We start from the raw sequence: 21,901 nt of genomic DNA on the forward strand, positions 1-21,901 counted from the left end.
GCTACTACGGAAAACCCGGCCCGGTCGTCATGCTCAACGGATGGCTCGAAATCCAGGCCGCTAAACGTGCCATCCAAACCCTCGGATACCAGACCAATGTGTGAATCTGGTAGCCCTGAAGGGGAGGGGCTAGAATGAGTGTCCCGCTGCTCCTTCCGCTTGCCCTGTTCGCCGGGCAGACCGTCCCGCCGCCCGCGCCGCCGCCCCAGGCCGTCCCCGACGACCAGCCGATCAACGACAAGCCACCCGTCGACTCGATCCCCGGCCGCCGCCGTCCGGGCTATCACAAGCCGCTGCCCGACGAAGTGACACAGCGCAATATCGGTGCGGTTCGCCCGCCGCCGCCGACCGCCTTTCCGACCGACCAGATCCCGGTGCCCGACCGCTGGCGACTGATCGAGAGCTTGGGCGTTGTGAAGGAGCGCTGGTTCGATCCCTATCACCAGAACACGCTCAAGGGTGACCGGCCGATCGACCGCGCCAAGGTCAAATGGCTGCCGATTCACGAGGACGACTGGTTCTTCACGCTTAACGCGGTGAGCGACACCGTGGTCGAGCCGCGCACCTTCCCGATTCCCGTCGGCGTGCAGACCACCAGCCGCCCGCAGAGCCTCGATGTGTTCGGCGAGCAATCGAGCATCGTCGCCTCGCAGACCTTCGTCGTCGGGGCGTCGCTGGTGAAGGGCTCGACCGCGTTCAAGCCGCCCGAGATCGAGTACAAGCTGACGCTGGCGTTCAACGTCAACTATGCCCGCGTGCCGGAGCGCCGCGTGCTGTTCGTCGAGCCGAGCAAACCGACCCGCCGCACCGACCAGTTCCTCGGCGTGCAGGAAGCCTATATCGACTATCACCTGCGCAACCTGTCGGACCGCTATGATTTCGACTCGCTGCGCGGTGGCATCCAGCCATTCCAGAGCGACTTTCGCGGTTTCCTGTTCAACGACCAGGCGCTCGGCCTGCGCCTGTTCGGCAATCGTGACGGCAACCGGCTACAATATAACCTTGCCGCTTTCTGGCGCCTGGAGAAGGACACCAATTCCGGCCTCAACGACCTGACGCAGCGGCCGCGCGACGACTGGGTGTTCGTCGCCAATGTCTATCGCCAGGATTTCCTCATTCCCGGTTTCACCAGCCAGATTACCGCGGTCTACAACCGCAACCGCGAGGCAAGCCGCGTCCAGATCGACGACAATGGATTTCCGGTGCGCCCTGCCCTGCTCGGCACGCTGCGCGGGCGCAGCTATGACGTGGTCTATCTCGGCTACAATGCCGACGGGCATATCGGGCGACTCAACCTGACGCTCTCGGCTTATCAGGCGCTGGGGTCGGACCGGAACAGCTTCTTCACCGGCCGCAAGGCGCGGATCAACGCGCAGTTCGCCGCCGCGGAACTGAGCTACGACCGCGACTGGATGCGCTTCCGGCTGTCGGGGCTCTACGCGAGCGGTGACAGCAATCCCTATGACGACAAGGAAACCGGCTTCGACGCGATCCTCGAAAACCCGATCTTCGCCGGCGCCGACACCAGCTACTGGATCCGCCAGTCGATTCCCTTTGCCGGCGGCGGCCGCGCGGTCGCGATCAGCGGGCGCAACGGCGTGCTCAACGCGCTGCGCTCGTCGAAGGATGAAGGGCAGTCGAACTTCAACAATCCCGGCACCGTGCTCGCCGGGGTCGGCGCCGATTTCGACCTGACGCCGCGCTTGCGCCTCTCGGCCAATGCCAACCATCTGTGGTTCGCCAACACCGCGGTGCTGCAGACACTGCGCAACGAGGGCAGCATTCCACGCGATATCGGCTGGGACCTTTCGACGGCCGCGATCTACCGTCCCAAGGCGACGCAGAACATCGTCTTCCGCCTGTCAGGCGCGGTGCTTAGCCCCGGCAAGGGCCTGCGCGACCTGTTCGCGGCGACCGATCGCAGCAAACATTATTACTCGATCCTCGCCAATGTGGTCCTGAGCTACTGATGCATCGGCTGCTCGCCTCGCCCCTGGCCGCGCCAAGCTCCCCTCACCTTCCCCGGCGAAGGCCGGGGCCCAGTTGGGGAACGGATATTGTCGGGCGTTACGCACAGTTACTGCGGCCATCCCAGCTGGGCCCCGGCCTCCGCCGGGGAAGGACGTGGGCGCGCCAGTCGGTGGGCAAATTGTTTTCACTTGCCGCGTTGCTGCTGCTCCCGGCGGCAATCCTCTACGCCAGCGAAGGCGAGAAACCAGTCAAGCGCCACTATGTCACCGCGCCGCCGGCGCCGATGAGCCAGACCGAGGAACAGGCCGCCGCCAAATCGGCCGGTTGTTACTCCTGTCATACGAAGACCGACGAACCCTCAATGCACGCCTCGTCGGCCGTCATCCTCGGCTGCACCGATTGCCATGGCGGCGACGCCACCGTGCGCGGCGATCCGTCGCGCGGCTTTACCGACGCCGCCTATATCGCGGCGCGCGACCGCGCGCATGTCCTGCCGCGCTATCCGCACGACTGGAACTATCCCGACAGCGCCAACCCGAAGCGCAGCTACACCCTGCTCAATCGCGAGGCGCCCGAATTCGTGCGTTTCGTCAATCCGGGCGACTATCGCATCGTTCGGCAAAGCTGCGGGGCGTGCCATCTCGAGGTGATCGAGGCGTCGGAGCGCTCGATCATGGCCTCGGGGGCGATGCTGTTCGGCGGGGCAGCCTATAATAACGGCATCGTCCCGTTCAAAAGCTACATCTTCGGCGAGGCATACACCGCGACCGGCGAGCCGGCGAAGATCGTCTCGCCGGGCACGCCGCCAGGCACGGTGACGCCGCACCAGGCGGCGCGCGGTGCGCTTGCCGCGCTCTACCCGCTGCCGACCTGGCAGGTCGTCCCGCCCGCCGACGTGTTCCGCGTATTCGAGCAGGGCGGCCGCAACAACGGCACCGCCTTCGCCGAGGTGGGCCTGCCAAACCCGACCGGCTCGATCCAGCGCCTCGAAGAACCGGGGCGCCCCGATCTTAAGCAGAGCAACCGCGGCCCCGGCACCGGGCTGCGCGTCGCCATCCCCGTGCTCAACATCCACAAGACGCGGCTCAACGATCCGTTGCTGTGGTTCATGGGCACCAACGACCAGCCGGGCGACTATCGCGGCTCGGGCTGTACCGGCTGCCACGTGATCTACGCCAACGACCGCGAACCGCGCCATTCGTTGATCTATGCGCAATATGGCCGTGACGGGCAGAGCGTCACCGTCGACCCGACGATCGCCGCCAAGACCACCAGCCATGGCGGACTCGTCGTGCCGGACAGCGGCCACCCGCTGCGCCACGCCTTTTCGCGCTCTATCCCGACCGCGCAGTGCATGAGCTGCCACATGCACCAGCCCAATGTGTTCCTGAATTCGTACCTCGGCTACACCATGTGGGACTATGAATCCGATGCGCCGGCGATGTGGCCAAAGGCGCAGAAATACCCCACCGCCGCCGAAACGCGCGCCGCCAACGACCGCAACCCGGAGGGCGCCGCGGTGCGCGGCAACTGGAGCGACGTCGACTTTCTGCGCGGCGTCAACGATCTCAATCCCGGGCTGCACGACACCCAGTTCGCCGACTATCACGGCCATGGCTGGAATTTCCGCGGCGTGTTCAAGCGCGACCGGCAGGGCAACCTGCTCGATGCCGAGGGGCAGATCGTGTCGCCCGACGATCCGCAGAAATGGCGCAAGCCGGGCGAAGGCCAGTTCGTCCCGCCGGGCACCAACCCGGGCAAGGCGGTCCATCTCATGGACATCCACGCCGAGAAGGGCCTGCAATGCGCCGATTGCCATTTCGCGCAGGACAGCCATGGCAACGGGCTGATCTATGGCGAGGTCGCCAATGCGGTCGAGATCGGGTGCAAGGATTGCCACGGCACCGCCGACAAATATCCGACGCTGCGCACCTCCGGCCCTGCCGCGCGACCGCAGGGCAATGACCTCGAACTGCTGCGCAACCCCGATGGCCAGCGGCGTTTCGAATGGATCGACGATGGTGGCGGCCGACGGCACCTGGTGCAGCGCTCGATCGTCGACCCGAAGCTCGAATGGCGCGTCCATCTCGTCCGCGACAGCGTCGACCCGACCAGCCCCTATTTCAACCTGAAGGCGGCGCGCGCCAAGCTGATGAGTCGTTCCGGCGCCGAGGACGGCCGTTTCGGTTTCGGGCCCGGCGTCGCGCCGGGCGACCGCGCGCATGGCGACGACAAGATGGCGTGCTTCACTTGCCATCTGTCCTGGACGACGAGCTGTTCGGGTTGCCACCTGCCGATCGAGGCCAACTGGAAAACCACCAGCCACCACTACAACGGCGAGCAGACGCGCAACTTCGCGACCTATAACCCGCAGGCCGCGCGCGACGACATGTTCCAGCTCGGCATCCACCAGACCACCAAGGGCAACGAAATCGCGCCGGTGCGCAGTAGCTCGGCGCTGATCCTGTCCTCGACCAATGCCAGCCGCGAGCGGATCTACGTCCAGCAGCCGCCGATCAGCGCGATCGGCTTTTCCAGCCAGGCGTTCGCGCCGCACTTCCCGCACACCGTGCGTACCACCGAGACCAAGACGTGCAGCGACTGCCACCTGTCGGCGGCCGACGATAACAACGCGATCATGGCGCAGCTGCTGCTGCTCGGCACCAACTACACCAACTTCCTCGGGCTCAACGCATGGACCGGCCTCGCCGGCGGCTTCGAGGCGGTGCGCGTGACCGAATGGGACGAGCCGCAGGCGGTGATCGGTTCCTATCTTCAGCGCTACGCCTATCCGGATTACTGGAAGCTCCATGTCGATAAGAACGGCCGCGAGCTGAAGGACTGGACGCGCGGCACGAGCTTCGACCGCCGCGGCTCGGGCGAAACGCACCCGATCGAGACCTTCCGCAACGTCGTCAAGGGCACCGTCGACCGCGTCGGCTGCCTGCAGCAGCGCGGCGAATATATGTACGTCGCCGAGGGGCGTGGCGGTTTCCGCGTCTACGACGTCGCCTCGATCGGCAACAAGGGCGTGTCGGCGCCGATCATCTCGGCGCCCTTCTCGAAGCTCGGCCACGACACGCATGTCGCCAGCAGCGACGCGACCTGCGTTGCGCTGCCGACCAACCAGCCGATCAACCCGCTGCGCAACACCGCGCCGATGCGCGAGATGAACCAGGAACAACCCTTCCTGCCGATCTACAGCTATGCCGCGGTCACCGACGCGCGCGAGGGGCTGATCCTCGTCAATGTCGAGACGATGGCCGACGGCAATTTCGCCAACAATTTCCTCAAGCGCGCGGTCACCTGGAACCCCGACGGCGTGCTCAACGGCGCGCGGCACGTGATTCTCGCGGGCGAGGTGGCCTATGTCACCGCCGATATCGGCCTGGTGGTGGTCGATCTCGCCGACCCGCTTCATCCCAAACTGGCGGCGGTACGCAAGCTGCGCGACGCGCGCGCCAGCGCGATCCAGTTTCGCTATCTGTGGGTCACCGACGCCAGCGGCGTGACGCTGTTCGACGTGACGCGCCTGCGCGATCCGGTCGAGATACCGTCGGGGCATATCGCGCTGGCCGACGCCCGGCGGCTCTATGTCGCGCGCACCTATGCCTATGTCGCGGCCGGCGCCGAAGGGCTGGCGATCGTCGACGTGACCAATCCGACCCGGCCGGTTCGCTACCAGAATGTGACCTTCGACGGGAAGCTGAACGACGCCCAGGACGTCGTTGTCGGCGTCACCAACGCCTCATTGTTCGCCTATGTCGCCGATGGCCGCAACGGCCTCAAGGTGATCCAGCTGACATCGCCCGACAGCCAGCCCAATTTCTACGGTTTCTCCCCTGCCCCCAGGCCCGAGCTGATCGCCTGGGCGCGCACCCCGACCCCGGCGCTGGCACTGTCCAAGGGTCTCGATCGCGACCGTGCGGTCGACGAGACCGGTGGGCAGATCGCGGTGTTCGGACGGCTCGGCTCGCGGCCGTTCAACCGCGGCGAGATGGAGCGGCTGTTTCTCGATCGCAACGGCGTGCCCTGGAAGGTCAGCGACACGGGAACGATGCGCGACTGGCGGCCACCGATGAAGGCGCCCTGATCTAAACCGACCACTCCGCGCGCATCCCGCGCACCAGTGGCTGCAGCTTGGCGTCGAAGCGCGCCAGCACGACATGATTTTCGACCGTGTCGAACAAGGTGACGAGATCGCGGCCGGTCCAGCGGTGCAGGGCATAGCCCGGCGGCTCGGCGACGATCATCTCGCGATTGTCGGGGCGCTCGGGGTCGATCGGGTTGAGGTCGAGCGCGACCTGCGGCGCGGTCGAGGGGCAGATCGTGACGGTGGTGCCGCGCCACGGCGCGACGATCGCGCGGTGGAGATGGCCGCACAGGATCGCCTCGATCTGGCGATGGCCCGCGATCGCCGCGGCGAAGCGCGCGACCCACGGTTCGTCGGCGTGCGTCGCCATCCACTCGATCCCGACATCGAGCGGCGGGTGGTGCATGACTATCACCGTCGGCGTGTCGCGATCCTCGGCCAGCCGTGCGGCGAGCCACGTCGCGCGCCGCGCGCAGAAGCCGCCGCCGTGCCGGCCGGGCTCGAGCGTATCGAGCACGATCAGCCGCAGCCCGTCATGTCGCAAACTGTACTGCACGAACCCCTCGCTCGCCGGCACCTTGGGGAAGTGTCGCGCAAAGGCGGCGCGGGCGTCATGATTGCCGAGACAAGGATAGACGGGGAACGGACAGGCGGCGAGCGCTTCGGCACAGCGGCGGTAACTGTCTTCGTCACCACCGTCGGTCAGGTCGCCGGTCGCCAGCAGCAGGTCCGGGCGGTTGGGTCCCTCGATCAGCACCTTGAGCACCGAGTCGAGCCGCTGGCGGTTGAATTCGACCGGGTTCGCGCGATCGAACCCGAGGTGCAGATCGGTGATCTGCGCGATCAGCATTGCCGATATGGCATGCTCATGACGCTCGCCCTCCTCCCGGCAGGACTGGCGCGGGCGGTGCCGCCGGTGACAACCGGCGCCGGCTCCGCCACGGCGCATCCTGTTTCTGGTGGTAGCTGTGACACATCGCGCAGGACGAGGGAACCTTGGCGGCCGAACCTTCGCCGCCATGGCAGGAACGACAGGTCTCGATTCCGGGCACGAGCACGTCGGCGGCATTGCGCGATTTCGCCGCAGCATGACATGAGGCGCAGCTCTGCGTGGTGTGGGCAGCATGATCGAACCAGCCATGCATCAGATAGCGCGCCGGCTGGCGCACCGGCACGACACCCCAGTCGATCGAGCCGCTCGTTCCCGGCGGGGTGACGACATGGCAGTCGTAGCAGGCGCCACCCGGCGAGAAGACCTGCCGGATCGCGGCATCGGCGCTGTCGGGTCGGATCGCAGCCGCGCCGAAATAGGCGTGATAGACCTGGCCCTGCGCATATTGCCCGGGCCGCCGCCGCGCCATGCCGCCAAGTTCGAGCGGGCGATCCGGCCCGGTGCTGCGATACATTGCGCGCAGGTCGGCGATCATCTGCGCGATGTCGCCGTGGCGCAGCGTGCGCACCGTGCCGCCGATCCGGTCGAAGCCGAGGCTGTGGCACATCTTACAATCGCGCTCCATGTCGACGGGCATGAAGCGCGCGCCGTCGGCGGTCGGCTTGTGGCAATCGGCGCAGGCGAGCGCGTCGCCAAAGCCAAATTGACCCTTCAGCGTGCGTGCCATCTGGGCCACGCCGCCGCGCCCGTCGAGATGGAGCGCGTGCGGAAATTTCAGCCCGTTCGCCTCGTGCAATTGCGGTCCTATCGTCCCGCGCCCCAGTACCGGCTTCGTACCCGGCGCGAGCGCGACCAACGGACGGAATTGTGGGTGCGCCGTGCCGAAATCGCCGGCATTGCCGATCTTCGCATCGGCAAGTCGGTTCTTGAGCGCGGTGTGGCAGTCGGCGCAGAAGACCTGCGGTGTCGGCGGCATCGCACCGGCACCGTCATGCTCGCGGTGGCAATCGACGCAGGCGCCGCGTCCAGGCTTGTTGAAGGCCTTCGCCCAGCCGTCGAGAAACCGCTCGCCAACGCCGAGCGGCGCGCGCGCCGCGCTCAGCCGCGCCGGCGGGGCATGGTCATGGACCTGCTTGTGGCAGGAGACGCACGCGCTATCGCGCACCGCGACAAAGGCCTGGACGTGACACGCGCGGCAATTGCCCTCGAGGCCGTGATGCGCAGCGCTAAGCGGCCCCGGTGTCCAGCTGCGATCGGCCTGGATCCGGCTAGCCGGCGGATTGGCGCCGGCTTGGGTGAAATGCCAGACCGGCCAGGCGAGAAACAGCGCCAGCACGGTCGCAATCAGCGCCCATGCCATCGGCCGCTTTCCCGGCAGCACATGGGCGAGCGAGAACACGCGTTCGTCGACCGGCGCGGCATCGCCGGCAGCGCGCGTGACGGTCAGTACCGTCGCGCCATCGACGTCGCGCGCCACCATTATTCGCGCATCGCCGACCACCAGTTCGCCGCCGCGCGCGACATCGATCGCGCCGGTCGACGCGCTGCGCCCGTCAATTCCAACGGTGAAGCCGGCTTCGACGGTGACGGTGATCCGCCGCGCACCGTCCCGCGCGACGACGGCATGGCGCGGCGCAACGGCGAGATCGGGCACGACGATATCGCAGCCGGCCGCGCGCCCGATGGTGACGGTATCACGTTCGATCCGCGTCGCGCGGACGATGTCGCGGCCATCGGCGGTGCGGCTGAGCTGGCGGAGGAGAAAGGTCATCCCGCGCTCACCAGTAGAAGAACACGCTGACGATATGTGCGGCGAGCGCGGCGATCAGCGCGAAGGTGATCGGCACATGCAAATAGAGCCAGATTTCCAGCAGTGCCTTCAACCGCAGGTGGCGGCGCAGACGCGCCAGCATCCCGGCCTTGCGCTCCAGCAGCGCATCGACGCGATCGAGCGGGTCGCTCGCGATATCGGGTCGGCTGCCGATCCGCGCACGGATCGTGTCCTGCGCGGCGTCGGTCGCACAGCGCGGATCGCGCCCCGAGAGCCGCCGCCACAGCCCACCGCCGAACGGATCCTGGTCGAGCGACCGCGCGACGACCGCGGCATCCTCCGGATCGAGCGGCTGTGCGGCGTCGTTCAACTGCCGGTCGATCGCGTGCAACGCATCGAGCATCTGCGGCTGGGTCAGTTCCTCGCGATTGTCGCTCAGCAATTTCGGGATGAAGGCATAGGCGACCACGCCCCACAGCCCCGACGCGATCACCAGCATCATCAGCCCATAGGCCAGCGTGTGGACGTTCCAGCCGAACTGGAAGCCGCTGTGCAGTGTCGCGACGACGATCAGGCTCAGCCCGAGATAGACATGCGCGCTGGTCCACGCCTTGAGCGACCAGCGCCCGCGCGTCATCGCGCGCTTGCGCACCCCGAGCAGCGTCAACCACAGGATCAGCAACGTCGCGATCGTACCGAGCGTATAGCCGTACCAGCTTCCGCCATTGGCGCGCGGCTGCACGTCGATCAGCGCATAAGCGAGGATCGTCACCCCGCTCAGCGCGAGCGCGACCTTGAGCCAACGGAATCGGGCGTGGCGCAGGAAGCCGTCATGGCTCAGCCCGCCGCTGCGCCGCCGGCCTGTCGAAGGCGCGCGCGTGGCTATGATCCGGTCTCCGTTTCGAGCCGCGACACGCTGAGGAATTCCTCGGGCGCGACGCGGATCGCCGCGCCGGTCGGGCAGGCGCGCACACAGGCCGGGCCGCCATCGATGCCCGAACACATGTCGCACTTGATCGCCTTTTTGGGGTGCTCGATCCCCGGCTTGTCATGGTCGTGGCGCCATTCCTTCGACGGCTCGCCCGGCCCGGGGCCGCGCCCAAACAGCAGCCAGCTCAGCAGGCCGGGTTTCTTCGGCGGCACGCTGTCCATGCGGATCACGCCATAGGGGCAGTTGCGCTGGCAATTGCCGCAGCCGATGCAGCTGTCGTCGATCACCACCTCGCCGTCCGGGCCGCGCTTTATCGCATTGGGCGGGCAATCCGCCATGCAGGCCGGATTCTCGCAATGTCGGCAACTGGTCGGGACATGGAGATGGGCATAGGTCCGCCCGGTTTCGCGATCGAGCCGCGACAAGCCGTCATGGCTGTCGGCACAGGCCTTTTCGCAATTGTCGCAGCCGACGCAGAGATTTTCGTCGATCAGCAGCACGTCGGTCGCCTCGCCGATGCCATTGTCGACGAGGAAGCTGGCAGTCTGCGAATACATGTCGACCACGCCCGAGAAGCTGCCCTTGCGGCTCTCGATGAAGGCGTTGAGATCCTGCCGCGCGGCCATGTCGCGTCGCGCCTTTTCGAGCAGCCGCGGCCTGGCGTCGAGCAAGCGGCGGAAGGCCGCGCCATCGAGCCGGATCACCTCGGACTTGATCGCCGCCCTGACCGTCGCGGTGCGCTTCCCGCCGGCGATCAGCGCCATCTCGCCGACATAGGATCCCGCGGGAAGGTAGGACAGGAACACCGGCTTGCCGCCGACATTCTTCTCCACGATCATCGAGCCGAGGCGGATGACGTAAATGTCGTCGCCGTCATCGCCCTCGGTGAGGATCGCCTCGCCGGCGCGCACCGTTCTGATCTCCGACGTATCGAGGATTTCGGTGATGTCGGACGAGGTGAGGCCCGAACCGAACATTTGCAACAATTGGCGCTCGACGGAGATCCGCGTCACCGCGCGCGCCGCCGCGGGCACCGAGGCCATCAGCTTGAGCGCGGCGGTGCGCGATACCTCGATCGCGATCACATCGCCGCCGGCGCGCACCGTGGCGCCGCGCGGCCGCCCCGAGATCAGACCCACCTCGCCGACAATCGAGCCCGGCGCGATCGGCACGGTGATGTTCGGGTCGCTGCGATCGACCTCGACCAGCACCTCGCCCTGCAGGATCGCAAACAGCGACGAGCCGGGATCGTTGCGGCGAAAGAGCACGTCCCCGGCGGCGAACAGTCGCATCTCCGAATCGAGCATGAATTCGCGCAGCTGGAGCGGCGAAAGCTCGTTGAGGATCGTGACGTCGCGCTTGAGCAGCGCGAGCCACTCATCGACCGAACGCCGCGCACGAAACTTCTCGAACTTCTTGGCGAGGATCGGCTCGTCCGCCGGCTTCAGCGTGGTGTTGCCGTTGATGAACTCGACCACGTCATGGCCATGGTTCATGCAGTGCTTGATCAGCGGGTAACCGGCGAGCGCCCCGATGACATAGATGCCGGGCCGGGTCGTCTCGAAGGTCGATGACAGACCGGGAAAGGCCTCGCGATCCTTGCTGGTAAATTCGATTCCGCAGCCCTCGATAAAGGCGCGCGGCGCGGCCGAGCCCATCCGCGCGATCACGCGGTCGCAGCGGATCGTCTGCTGCCCGTCGCGCGTGTCGAGCAACAGTTCGCCGGGGCGGACCGCCACCGGTGTGGTTTCGGTGCGGATCGTCAGCCGGCCCGACGCGGCAGCCTCGTTGAGCAATTTGACGTTCGCCGCCTTGGCGCGCGCGAAATCGGCCGAGCGATTGAGGATGGTGACGACATTGCCCTGCGCCGGATCGGCAGCGAGGCCGAGTGCGTTCTCGATCCCTGCATCGCCCGAGCCGATGACGGTGATATGCTCGTCGACATATTCGCCGGGATCGTCGAGCTGATACTGGACATGCGGGCTGTCGGCGCCCTCGCAGCGCATCAGGTTCGGGTTGCCCTGCGTGCCGATCGCCAGCACCACCGTTTCGGCCGCGATCGTCGCGCCGTCCTTCAGCGTCAGCGTGAAATCGCCTTTTTCGCCGGTGATGGCGGTGACTTCGCTGCGATAGCGAACGGCAATCTTCGTCGCGCCGTGGTTCCAGGCGTCGAGAATGGCCTCGCGCTTCCCAGCGGCGAACGGCAGGTCGGCGCGCAACACCAGCTGGCTGGGCGTCGCCATGACGTGCTTGCCCTTCTGGTATTTGAAGATCGTGTCGGAGAGGTGATCGGTCTTTTCGAGCAACACATGGCTCAGCCCCAGCGCGGCGGCGCGTGCCGCCGCGCTCAGCCCCACCGGCCCCGAGCCGATGATCGCGATCCGGACGCGGTCACTCAACCGCCCCACTCCCCCGTTTGCCGAAACGGCCGCGACGAACGCTTGCCGCCGCGCCCCACACCTAGCATGGATGTCGGCGCAGACCAGCCATGGCATTGGCACGGAACGGGGGATAGGATGGCAGCGACATCTCGATTTGGGATCGCCGCGCTGGCGGGTGCGGGGGTATTGCTCGCCGGCACGATCGGCTGGAAGCTGACGTCGCACGACGACGCGACGCCTGCCCCAACAGCTTCGGCGACGCCTGCGGCGGACCCGGTCGCCGATCTTCGCGCCGCCGTACGCCAAACGCCGAACAATGCCGACGCGTGGATGGCGCTTGGCGATGCACAGGCGGCTACGAACGATTTCGGCAACGCGGTTGCGAGCTTTCGTCGCGCGACGACGCTCGCCCCGACACGTGCCGAGCCATGGTCGGCGCTCGGCGAAGCGCTGGTCAAGGCCGATCCGCGCGATCCCTTTCCCGCCGCCGCGCTCGACGCGTTCAAGCGCGCGGCGGCGATCGACCCCAAGGACCCGCGCGCGCGGTATTTCCTCGGCGTGCGCCGCGATCTCGATGGCGACCATAAGGGCGCGATCGATGCGTGGTTCGCCATCCTCAAAGATTCACCGCCAGGCGCTCCCTGGGCCGCCGACGTTCGGCGCACGATCGAACAGGTCGCGCAGATCAACAAGATCGACGTCGCGAAGCGCCTTGCAGCCTTGCCGACGCCCGCGCCGCACGGCGCGCTCGGCACCGCTCCGGGGAGCGTGCCCCCAGGACCGACGGCGGAGCAGATGCAGGCGGCGCAGTCGCTGACACCATCGCAGCAGCAGGCGATGATCGCCGGCATGGTCGACCAGCTCGAGGCGCGACTGGCGAAGGAGAAGACCAATGTCGATGGCTGGGTGATGCTGATGCGTAGCCGCATCCAGCTACGCGAGCCCGACAAGGCGAAGGCGGCGTATCGCGCAGCGCTCGCCGCCAATCCCGGGGCAGCGGCACGACTGAACGCCGAGGCGGCGACATTGGGCATCCCCACCCGCTGACCGCTACTTCTCGGTCGCCGAGAAGACACCATCCCAATCGGCGCCGGGCGGATTGGCGGCAAAATAGGCCGCGCGCTCGCGCATGAGCAGGTAGAATTTGCGCAGGCCGCAACTTACCGCCGCGCCCTGCCCTTCGACGGCCAGCCGGTCGGTCAGCGCCCAATCCTGCGCGCGATAGGCATCGAGCATCGCCTGATGGCGAACGGCAAAGTCGCGAAAGCCTGGTTCCTGTTCCAGGCTCTCGTCGCCGAGCAGGCCGAAAATCTCCTCGGGCGCTTCGCGGCCGACGACCTTGACGTGATCGAGCGACACGATCGCAAAATGCGGCAGATGACGGCGCAGCTCGCTGCCGATCGCGATCTGCAGGCCGTAATATTTGGTCATCCCCTCGATGCGCGAGGCGAGGTTTACCGTGTCGCCGATCAGCGAATAGGACAGGCGCTGCGCCGACCCCATATTGCCGACGCAGCACGGGCCGGCGTTCAGCCCGATGCCGATGCTGACATTGCCGGGCCATAGCGGATCGTCGGCGCTACGTTTCTCGACATTGATCTCGCGCAGTCGCCGCGTCATCGCCAGCGCGCTGCGCGCGGCATTGGCATATTGATCGGGGTCGTCGAGCGGCGCGTTCCAGAAGGCCAGCACGGCGTCGCCGATGAACTTGTCGATCGTCGCCTTGTTGGCCAGCAGGATGTCGCACATCGGGGTGAGGAAGGCGATCAGGAACTGGATGATCTCCTGCGGGGTCAGCTTCTCCGACAGCCGCGAAAAGCCACGGATATCGCAGAACAGCACCGTCATCTGGCGCTCCTCGCCGCCGAGCTGGAGACGGCCGGGATCGTCGACGATCTGTTGGACCATTTCGGGCGAAAGATAGCGGTCGAAGGCTTTGTGGATATAGGCGCGCTGGCGCTCCTCGCGATAAAAGGTGATGCCGGTTTCGATGACATAGACGAAGATCAGGCCGAGCACCGGCCAGGTCGGATCGAGCAGCAGCCGCGCCCGGCTGAACGCCTCCCAGCTGCCGAGCAAGAGCCCGCCGACCATCACCAGCCCTAGGATCGCGCCGCGCGTCGCACCGAGCCATGGGAGCGAAAAGGCCATGACCAGCCCGAGCAACAGCAGGGCGGCGCGCTCGGCACCGCTCGCCCAGTCGGGCTGGCTGAGAAAGGTCTTGGTGATGATCTGTTCGAGTGCCTGGGCGTGGATAACGACGCCCAGTTCGGTATCCGCCAGCGGGGTCGATTTCAGGTCGTAGAGTCCTGCCGCGCTGGTCCCGACCAGCACGATCTGCCCGGCAAAGTCGCGCTCCATCTCGGCCGGGGAAAGCTGGCCGGTCAGCACCTTCCAGGCCGGCACGACGCGCGCCGGATGCGGCGCGGTGTAATACATCAACAGCCGCCCCTCGGCGGTGGTCGGCACCTCGGAATCGCCGACCTTGAGCGAGACGACATTGGCGCCATCGCCGCCATGTTCGCCGCTCGCATCGCTCGATTTCACGATCACCGACTGGGTCTGGTACGCGACGCGCAGCGCCTCGAGCGAGAAGGCCGGCAGCAACTGGCCGTTCTCGGTCGAGATCAGCGGCGCCTTGCGGATGATGCCGTCGCTGTCGGGCGGCAGGCTGACGAAACCGAGCCCCGCAGCCCCTTGGCGCAAGGCCGGAAGCGGCTGGATCGCGCCGGTATAGGTCGCCTTGCCGGTCCGTGGCTGGGTGCCGGCATAAGCGAAGCCCATCTTCGGCTCGACCTGCCCGCCCTTGCCGTCCCCGGTCAGGAAATAGGACAGCACGACATTGGTCTTGCCGAAGGCATCGGCCAGCACCGCGTCATTGTCCGGGAGCTTGCTCAGCGCCGCGAGCGCCTCTTCACGCCCGCCCTCGCGACGCAGCCGCCCGGCAAGCTGCGCCGGCGACGTGCGGTCGGGCTCGGAAAAAACGATGTCGTAGCCGATCGCCGCGGCGCTGGCATCGGCGAGCCGGGTGTTGAGCGCGGCGAGATCGGTACGCGGCCAGGGCCATTGGCCGAAGCGGCGCAACGTCTCGTCGTCGATATCGATGACCCGGACGCCGGCGTCCTGATACGCGCGTGGCTTAGCGCGCTGATAGCTGTCGAACAGCAGGGCCGAGGCGCGGTCGATCGCCGACACGCCGATCGCCTGCAACAACAGGGCGACGAACAGCGCGGCGAGACCGGGCAGGATCGCCCCACCCCGCTTGCGCAACGCCTGCCGCAACCGTCCCCCCATCGGCCTGCCCGCCCCCGTTGTTTCGCCCACGTTATGGCCGAGGCGGGACGAACCGACAATGGCGTCGCCGCGATCGTGCGCGGCAAATATTCGGCAAGTCGTCGGTGCGTCCAACGCCAAGTATTCGGGGTATTTTGACGACCGACGGGGGGTTTGCTTGATCATCGCGCGTTACTTGCGGCTTGAAGATCGCGCGAAGGCGACGCCGCCTTGTCCAACAGCGAATAGTGCGGCCATGCTGCGGCGCTCGTGATTTTTCCGGGTGCGAAGACTGGGTTTTTACTGGACCCTTTATGGAGGGCCGTGATGATTTTGGCGGCGTTCACTGGCAGGCTCCGTCGGGCCGACCGGCGATTTCCCAACACGAAATGCGTCGCGAGCGCGGTGGCGCCGGCATAGTGCGCGCGGAGCCGCGCGCCGTGAATCAGGCCGGCTGGTCCGCCGCGTCGGCGAGCGTCTTGCAGAGGATCACATTGCTGTGGCCGTCGGGCCAGCCGGGAAATTCGGCCATGCGCGCGAATCCGGCCTTCTCGCAAAAAGGCCGGCGCCTGGAAGTCGTGGCTCTGTACCCAGATGCGGCGCACACCGCGCCGCCGCGCCTCTCCGACAAACGCATCGAGCAGGGCGCGCGCATGGCCACGCCCGCGATGCGCCTCGTCGACCCACATCTGCTTGAGTTCGGACGTGGCCGCCCAGCTGTAACCAACAGCGGCGGCGATCATCCGCCCGACTTCGTCGCGCATGACGAAGCCGAGGCCCTGCGCGTCGTCCTGCCCGGTCGCGTCGCTGTTGTGGCGATAGAGGTGATCCTCGATGGCGTCGATCTCGTTGGGCGAAAGATCGTGGCGTGGTTCGACGGAAACCGCGTGCGCCGGCAGATCGAGCCACATGGCGCAGCGACGCTCGCCGGGCATGCCGTTCGCTACCTCCGCGCGCAACGTTTCGGCGAGGCGCTGCGTCAGGTCATGATCCGGCAGCGTGCGGAAGCCGGCACGCCGGTAAAAGGGCTCGTTCCAGGCGACCTCGCGAAACGTCGTCAGCGTAACGGCGGGCAGCCGCGTCGCTGCCGCCCATGACATCGCGGTTGCAAGCAGGCGTCTGCCCAGCCCCGCCCGCTGCCTGTCGTGGCGCACCGACATCTCCCAGATGTGCAGCGCATCGCAAAAGACCTCGCCGCATAGAAAGCCGGCGATATCGCCCGCCGCGTCGCTGGCGACCCATGCCGCGCCGCTGGCAATCAGCGCGGCATACCGCTCGACCGACAGATCGTCCGCATCAGCGATCCACGCCAGATCGTCGATCGCGCGAAACGCCTCGCCCGCCGAACGCTCGATCGCGGGCAGGAAGGGCGCGTCTGCCGCATTTGCCAACCGGATGATGATCTGCGCTCTTCCTTTCCTGTCGCGCGGTAGCGGGGCGACACCGTCGGCGACCGGTCAAGTCCCGCGCTCTGGTGACGGCGACCGAACGGCAACGCAATCGCCGGGTACGAGCCCATCCGCAACGTGCGATCCAGCGGCACGCAATTGGGCGGCGCGGATACGTCCCAACCGTGGGCGCGAGCGCCGATCAGGCGGTAGACTCATATAACGGCCGTTCTGGTTCCGCCCCAATTCCGGCCGGTTAGCGAAGATTTTCGGATTCCTGAAACCCGCCGTTCGTTGAGCAACCGTTTTTCGGCGCGATCTGGGCCGTTAAGGGACCGGCGGCAGTCGGGCAGAGGGCGCAAAATTCGGACGTTTGGGTCAGCCCCGCCGCCGGCGAATGCGCTGCAATCTAGATCTGGGGGAAATCGAGCGCGGTCCACATCGCGTATGGTTACGTAGCTTCCCTCTCCCTTATTGAAGTCTCTCGATAATCATTTCCCCCTAACTCCTTGGAAGGGGCTCCGAGGCGCCATGTCGCGAGGAGGTCAGAAATTCCGTTGGGTCCGCCTCTGTCAACTCCAAGAATTGTCCCCAGTCGCCCGCGATTTGGGGTCGGCGGGCTGAAGCATTTCCGACCTGACGCAAGCGAAGGCGCACATCGGTCCAATCGCGTGTGGGCTCGCGCCGCGAGCTTCAAGGCCGAAACGGTGATCTTCCTGTCACTAGTCCTCACCTTTGCGACGGTGCTGGGCCAGGATTCTATCACGCGCGAGAAAATGAGCCTGACGCCCAACTCGAGCGGCGCCTCGCCTTATTCCTTCGACGATCGCCCCAACGGGGGCCACTCGGTGCTCAAGTTCGATTCGACCAAACCATTGTCCTGGACCTGCGATCTCCGGCCGGGCTTCGCCTTTCCGTTTTGCGGCTATGGGGTGGTGTTCAACGCTGCCACACCCCGCCAGGGGGTCGATCTCTCCTATGTGGAAACGATCAAGGTCAGGCTCAATTATCGTGGCCCGCCGGGCAAGCTACGGCTGGCGCTCAAGAACTTCGATCCTGCCTTCAGCCGGGTCGGCGCCGACGAGACGCTTAAGCCCAACACCGCCACCTTCGATATCGTCGAAGGCGACAATCTGATCGAGTTGACGCCTGCGCGTTTCGAGATCGAGGCATGGTGGGCGGCGAACCAGAAGCTGACGCCCGAGCAGGCCAAGCCAGACTTCCACAACGTCATCGCGATCGAGTTCATCTCCGGCAGCGGGTCACCTTCGGGAAAATTCGCGGTAAAGGTCGAGGAAATCGAATTCGAAGGCGTCCATCTCTCACCCGAGCAATTCTACCTGATCATTATCGGGGCGTGGCTGGTGTTGAGCGCCTTGTTCCTCGTTTTTCGCTTTTTCGACGTGAAGCGCAGCTTTGAAGCGCGGCAGCGCGAACTGGCGGAGGATGGCCGTGCGTTGGCCGAGGCCCGCGCCGTCGCCGAAACGGCGAGCGCCGCCAAGTCGCAGTTCCTCGCCAACATGAGCCATGAGTTGCGCACGCCGCTCAATGCGATTATCGGCTATGCCCAGCTGCTGGAGCGCGACAGTCTTTCCGAGCGGCAGCGGTCGGCCGTGGGCACGATCCGCCATAGCGGCGCGCACCTGCTTGCGCTCATTACCGACATCCTCGATATCTCAAGGGTTGAGGCGGGCAAGCTTGAGTTGCTGCCTGCGCCGTTCGATCTACGCGCGTGCATCGCGGGGGTCACTGCGATGACTCGCCTGCGTGCGGAGGAGAAGGGACTGGAATTCACCGCCGAAACCGCCGCCGATGTGCCTGATCGGGTCCTTGCAGACGGGAAGCGGCTCGGTCAGGTGCTCCTCAACCTGCTCGGCAATGCGGTCAAATTCACTACCAAGGGCGAGGTTCGGCTCGAAGTCTCGACCATCAGTTGGGGCGACGGGGACGTCAGGTTGCGGTTTGATGTCCTCGATACCGGTGACGGGATCGCCCCCGGCCAGCTTGAACGCATTTTCCGCCCGTTCGAACAGGCGGGTAGCGCAATCGACCGCAGCTGCGGGACCGGCCTGGGGCTTAGCATCTCGCGCCAGATCGTCGAGATGATTGGAGGTGAGATCGGCGTCGAGAGCGCGCCTGGCCGAGGCAGTCGCTTCCGCGTCGAGTTGCCCTTCGCGCTGCAATCCCATCATGGAGTCATATGCGCGCCCGCCCTGCGCGGCCCAGGTGAAGCTCGCGAGATCCTGGTGGTCGATGACCTCGAGACCAACCGCTCTCTGCTGCAACAGGCGCTGGAGGCGCAGGGCTTTCGTGTGCGCGAGGCCAAGGACGGGCTAGAGGCGCTCGAGATGATCGAGCGCGCCCGACCCGACTTGATCGTGATGGATGTGAAGATGCCGGTGATGGACGGCCTCGAAGCGCTGCGCCGATTACGGCTCCGTCCGGGCTTACGCCAGCTTCCAGTCATCGCGGTTTCCGCAAACCCGTCGGCCGAACTGGAGGCCGCGGCGCGGCGCGCCGGCGCCGACCGGCTGCTGCCCAAGCCGATCGACCTGTCCCGGCTGGACGAGGTGATCGCCCAGCTGCTTGCGGCGAACCCCGCAACCGATGGCGGCGACTGTGGCGAGACCAAGCCGCTCGTCGGCCCGGGCTGCAGTCAGCTGCAGGTGCTGCTCGACCATGCGCGTGCGGGTAATATGCGCGCGATCCGCGCGATGGCGGGCGACATCGCCGAAATGAGCGACGAATACCGGCCGTTCGCCGAACGACTGCAAACACTCGCCGCCGCCTATCAATCCCCGGCCGTCCTGCGGCTGATCGAGCAACAGCTCAAGAACAAGGAAGCCGCATGAGGCCGCAGCCCGACCCGCGAGCGCAGGAGACGATTCTGATCGTCGACGACAACCCGGTGAATATCGGCGTTGTCGTCGATCATCTCGAAGCGCACGGCTATAAAGTGCTGGTCGCGCTGGGCGGCTACGAAGCTCTGGAGCGAGCAGCGTTCGCGACGCCCGACCTGATCCTTCTCGACGTAATGATGCCCGATCTCGATGGCCTGGAAACCTGCCGCCGGCTGAAACAGCAGGAAGTGACGGGCGACATTCCGGTAATCTTTATGACTGCGCTCAACGATGTCGCGAGCAAGGTCGCGGCATTCGACGCCGGCGGCGTCGATTACGTCAGCAAGCCTTTCCAGGTCGAGGAGCTGCTCGCGCGCGTCCGGACGCACATCGCGTTGCGCCGCGCGCGCACTGCCCTGAACGAGCAGAATCAGCAACTAGAGAAGGAAGTCTCTGCCCGCGAGACCGCCGAGCTTGCGCTTCGCGATTCGGAGCAACGCCACCGCCGGTTGTTCGAAACTGCGGGCGACGGCATCCTCGTTATCGATTGCGAAGACGGCACGGTTTGTGACCTCAATGCCCGCTGTGCCGCCATGCTGGGCACCGATGTGGATCCGGTGCGTGGCCAGGGTTTTGCGACGCTGCCGCTGTTCGGCGATCCGGACGCGGGCCGCGCCGCACTCGACGCGCTGCGGGACGAAGGCGAGATGAAGTGGGAGGAGTGGAGCTGGTCTCGCTCCGACGGCACGCAGTTTTCGGTCGAAGTTATCGGCAGCACTTATCGCGCAAGCGGCCGGCTACTCGCGCAATGCACCTTTCGCGACATCCGCGAGCGCAAGGAGGCGTATGCACGCATCCGCTATCTCGCGCTGCACGACGCGCTCACGGGCCTCCCGAACCGCACGATGCTGATGGATCGTCTCAACGTCGCCATTGCCCATGCGCGGCGAGACCAGAGCCAGATCGGTCTGCTGTTGCTGGACCTGGATCATTTCAAGCATGTCAACGACAGCCTGGGACATTTTGTCGGCGACGAGTTGCTCGAGCAGGTTTCGGTGCGCTTGCGCAGTGTGCTTCGCGAGCACGATACAGCTGCGCGGCTCGGCGGTGACGAATTTGTCGTCGCCGCGGCCGAACTTTCAGGCCCTGCCGACGCCGAAGCGCTCGCCGGGCGAATCCTCAAGGCGCTCGAGCCCGTGTTCGAGATCGATGGCCGCAAACTTCATATCGGAGCGAGTATCGGCATCAGCCTCTATCCCGGAGACGGAGACAATCCCGCCGCCTTGCTGCAAGCGGCCGACACGGCGATGTATCAGGTGAAGAATAAGGGGCGCGGCGATCATCGGCTGTTCAGTCGCGATCTCAGCATGGCCGCGGAACGCTGGCACACCTTGTCGAACGATGTGCATGGCGCCTGCGAACGCGGCGAGTTCGAACTCCATTTCCAGCCCCAGATTCTGCTGGAAACCGGCGCCATCAACGGCCTTGAGGCGTTGCTCCGGTGGCACCATCCGACCGAAGGCCTCATTGCGCCCGCCCTGTTCATACCCCTCCTCGAGGAACATGGGCGGATGGTGGAGGTTGGGCGGTGGGTACTGCAAAATGCCTGCGTTCAAGCCGCAGCTTGGCAGGCCGAAGGCGTGCCGGCGGTGCGCATTGCGGTCAATCTTTCGTCGCAGCAATTCTACCGAGGCGATATCGTCGCCGTTGTTCGCGAGGTACTCGATCAGTCCGGGCTGGACGCCCGGTGGCTGGAACTGGAGCTGACCGAAAGCATCACGCTTGACGATACCGAGAGAACGATCAGGATCATGCGCGACCTCAAGGATTTGGGCGTCTCGCTATCGCTGGACGATTTCGGTACGGGCTGGTCATCGCTGAGCTACCTCAAGCGCTTCCCGCTCGACCGCATCAAGATCGATCGTTCCTTTGTCCGGGACCTTGTCGAGGATGCTGGTACAGCCGCGATCGTCTACAGTATCCTTGACCTCGCTCGGCAGCTCAATCTCGACTGCGTGGCGGAGGGGGTCGAGACGGCGGAACAGCTTACGTTGCTGCGCGAGAAGCGCTGCCCGGTAATGCAGGGATTCCTGTTCAGTCAGGGGCTTAGTGCGCGCGACACTACAGCCCTTCTGATGGCAGGCCACTCTAAGAGCGAGCCGGTTGGAAAGCGAAGCCAGGCGGACAGGGCTACCGAAATGCGCGCCGCCTGACCACCTAAACAAGCGCCGTCCCAGGCCGGACCTAAGAGCCCGAGCGGAAAGTGGTTGAGCGATATCAGTAGGTTGTGATTCACCGTCGTTGTCGAGACGATAGGAGAAGCAGATGGCCTGGACTGATACCGCCCGCCGGCAACATAGG

11 protein-coding genes are annotated in these 21,901 nt (G+C 66.0%); 5 read left to right on the forward strand and 6 right to left on the reverse strand.

What is annotated here, in order from left to right; genetic code table 11:
- The first annotated feature begins 134 nt into the window (after positions 1–134).
- Together U1839_RS25160 and U1839_RS25165 are read left to right on the forward strand one after the other, a co-directional pair.
- On the forward strand, positions 135–1,970 hold the full coding sequence (locus tag U1839_RS25160) for a hypothetical protein (RefSeq protein WP_332806305.1): 1,836 nt from the start codon (positions 135–137) through the stop codon (positions 1,968–1,970).
- Positions 1,971–2,140: 170 nt separating this feature from the next.
- Complete coding sequence (locus U1839_RS25165) at positions 2,141–6,064, forward strand: hypothetical protein (protein WP_332806306.1); 3,924 nt, start codon at positions 2,141–2,143, stop codon at positions 6,062–6,064.
- Between the two features lies 1 nt (position 6,065).
- Here the strand turns inward: U1839_RS25165 and U1839_RS25170 are convergent, their stop codons facing one another.
- Genes U1839_RS25170 through U1839_RS25185 form a run of 4 tightly spaced genes read right to left on the reverse strand, consistent with a single transcriptional unit; the run spans position 6,066 to position 12,057 of the window.
- Positions 6,066–6,914 carry a phosphodiesterase gene (locus tag U1839_RS25170; protein ID WP_332806307.1) on the reverse strand — a complete coding sequence of 283 codons (849 nt, stop codon included), beginning with the start codon at positions 6,912–6,914 and terminating at the stop codon, positions 6,066–6,068.
- Positions 6,915–6,930: 16 nt separating this feature from the next.
- Positions 6,931–8,727, reverse strand: coding sequence for a cytochrome c3 family protein (locus U1839_RS25175; RefSeq protein ID WP_332806308.1), 1,797 nt, complete (start codon positions 8,725–8,727; stop codon positions 6,931–6,933).
- Positions 8,728–8,734: 7 nt separating this feature from the next.
- Positions 8,735–9,613: a hypothetical protein gene (locus U1839_RS25180; RefSeq protein WP_332806315.1), complete on the reverse strand. Its 879-nt coding sequence runs from the start codon at positions 9,611–9,613 to the stop codon at positions 8,735–8,737.
- On the reverse strand, positions 9,610–12,057 hold the full coding sequence (locus U1839_RS25185; protein WP_332806309.1) for a cyclic nucleotide-binding domain-containing protein: 2,448 nt from the start codon (positions 12,055–12,057) through the stop codon (positions 9,610–9,612). The genes U1839_RS25180 and U1839_RS25185 overlap by 4 nt, the downstream gene beginning before the upstream one ends.
- Positions 12,058–12,174: 117 nt before the next feature.
- Here U1839_RS25185 and U1839_RS25190 point away from each other — a divergent pair, with 117 nt between their 5' ends.
- Positions 12,175–13,086 (forward strand): tetratricopeptide repeat protein, encoded by a 912-nt coding sequence (locus U1839_RS25190; protein WP_332806310.1) that lies wholly within the window; start codon positions 12,175–12,177, stop codon positions 13,084–13,086.
- A gap of 3 nt (positions 13,087–13,089) precedes the next feature.
- Here the strand turns inward: U1839_RS25190 and U1839_RS25195 are convergent, their stop codons facing one another.
- On the reverse strand, positions 13,090–15,333 hold the full coding sequence (locus tag U1839_RS25195; RefSeq protein WP_332806311.1) for a CHASE2 domain-containing protein: 2,244 nt from the start codon (positions 15,331–15,333) through the stop codon (positions 13,090–13,092).
- A 161-nt stretch (positions 15,334–15,494) separates the two neighbouring features.
- Positions 15,495–16,703, reverse strand: a complete 1,209-nt coding sequence (locus U1839_RS25200; protein ID WP_332806312.1) for a GNAT family N-acetyltransferase — start codon at positions 16,701–16,703, stop codon at positions 15,495–15,497.
- A 668-nt stretch (positions 16,704–17,371) separates the two neighbouring features.
- Here U1839_RS25200 and U1839_RS25205 point away from each other — a divergent pair.
- Both U1839_RS25205 and U1839_RS25210 read left to right on the forward strand, forming a co-directional pair.
- A complete protein-coding gene (locus U1839_RS25205) occupies positions 17,372–19,552 on the forward strand; it encodes a response regulator (RefSeq protein ID WP_332806313.1) in 2,181 nt (726 codons plus the stop codon).
- Positions 19,549–21,753 (forward strand): EAL domain-containing response regulator, encoded by a 2,205-nt coding sequence (locus U1839_RS25210; protein ID WP_332806314.1) that lies wholly within the window; start codon positions 19,549–19,551, stop codon positions 21,751–21,753. The genes U1839_RS25205 and U1839_RS25210 overlap by 4 nt, the downstream gene beginning before the upstream one ends.
- Positions 21,754–21,901: the final 148 nt, after the last annotated feature.

The sequence above is a fragment of the Parasphingomonas halimpatiens genome, assembly GCF_036663795.1.
In the GTDB taxonomy this organism is placed as follows: Bacteria; Pseudomonadota; Alphaproteobacteria; order Sphingomonadales; family Sphingomonadaceae; genus Sphingomonas.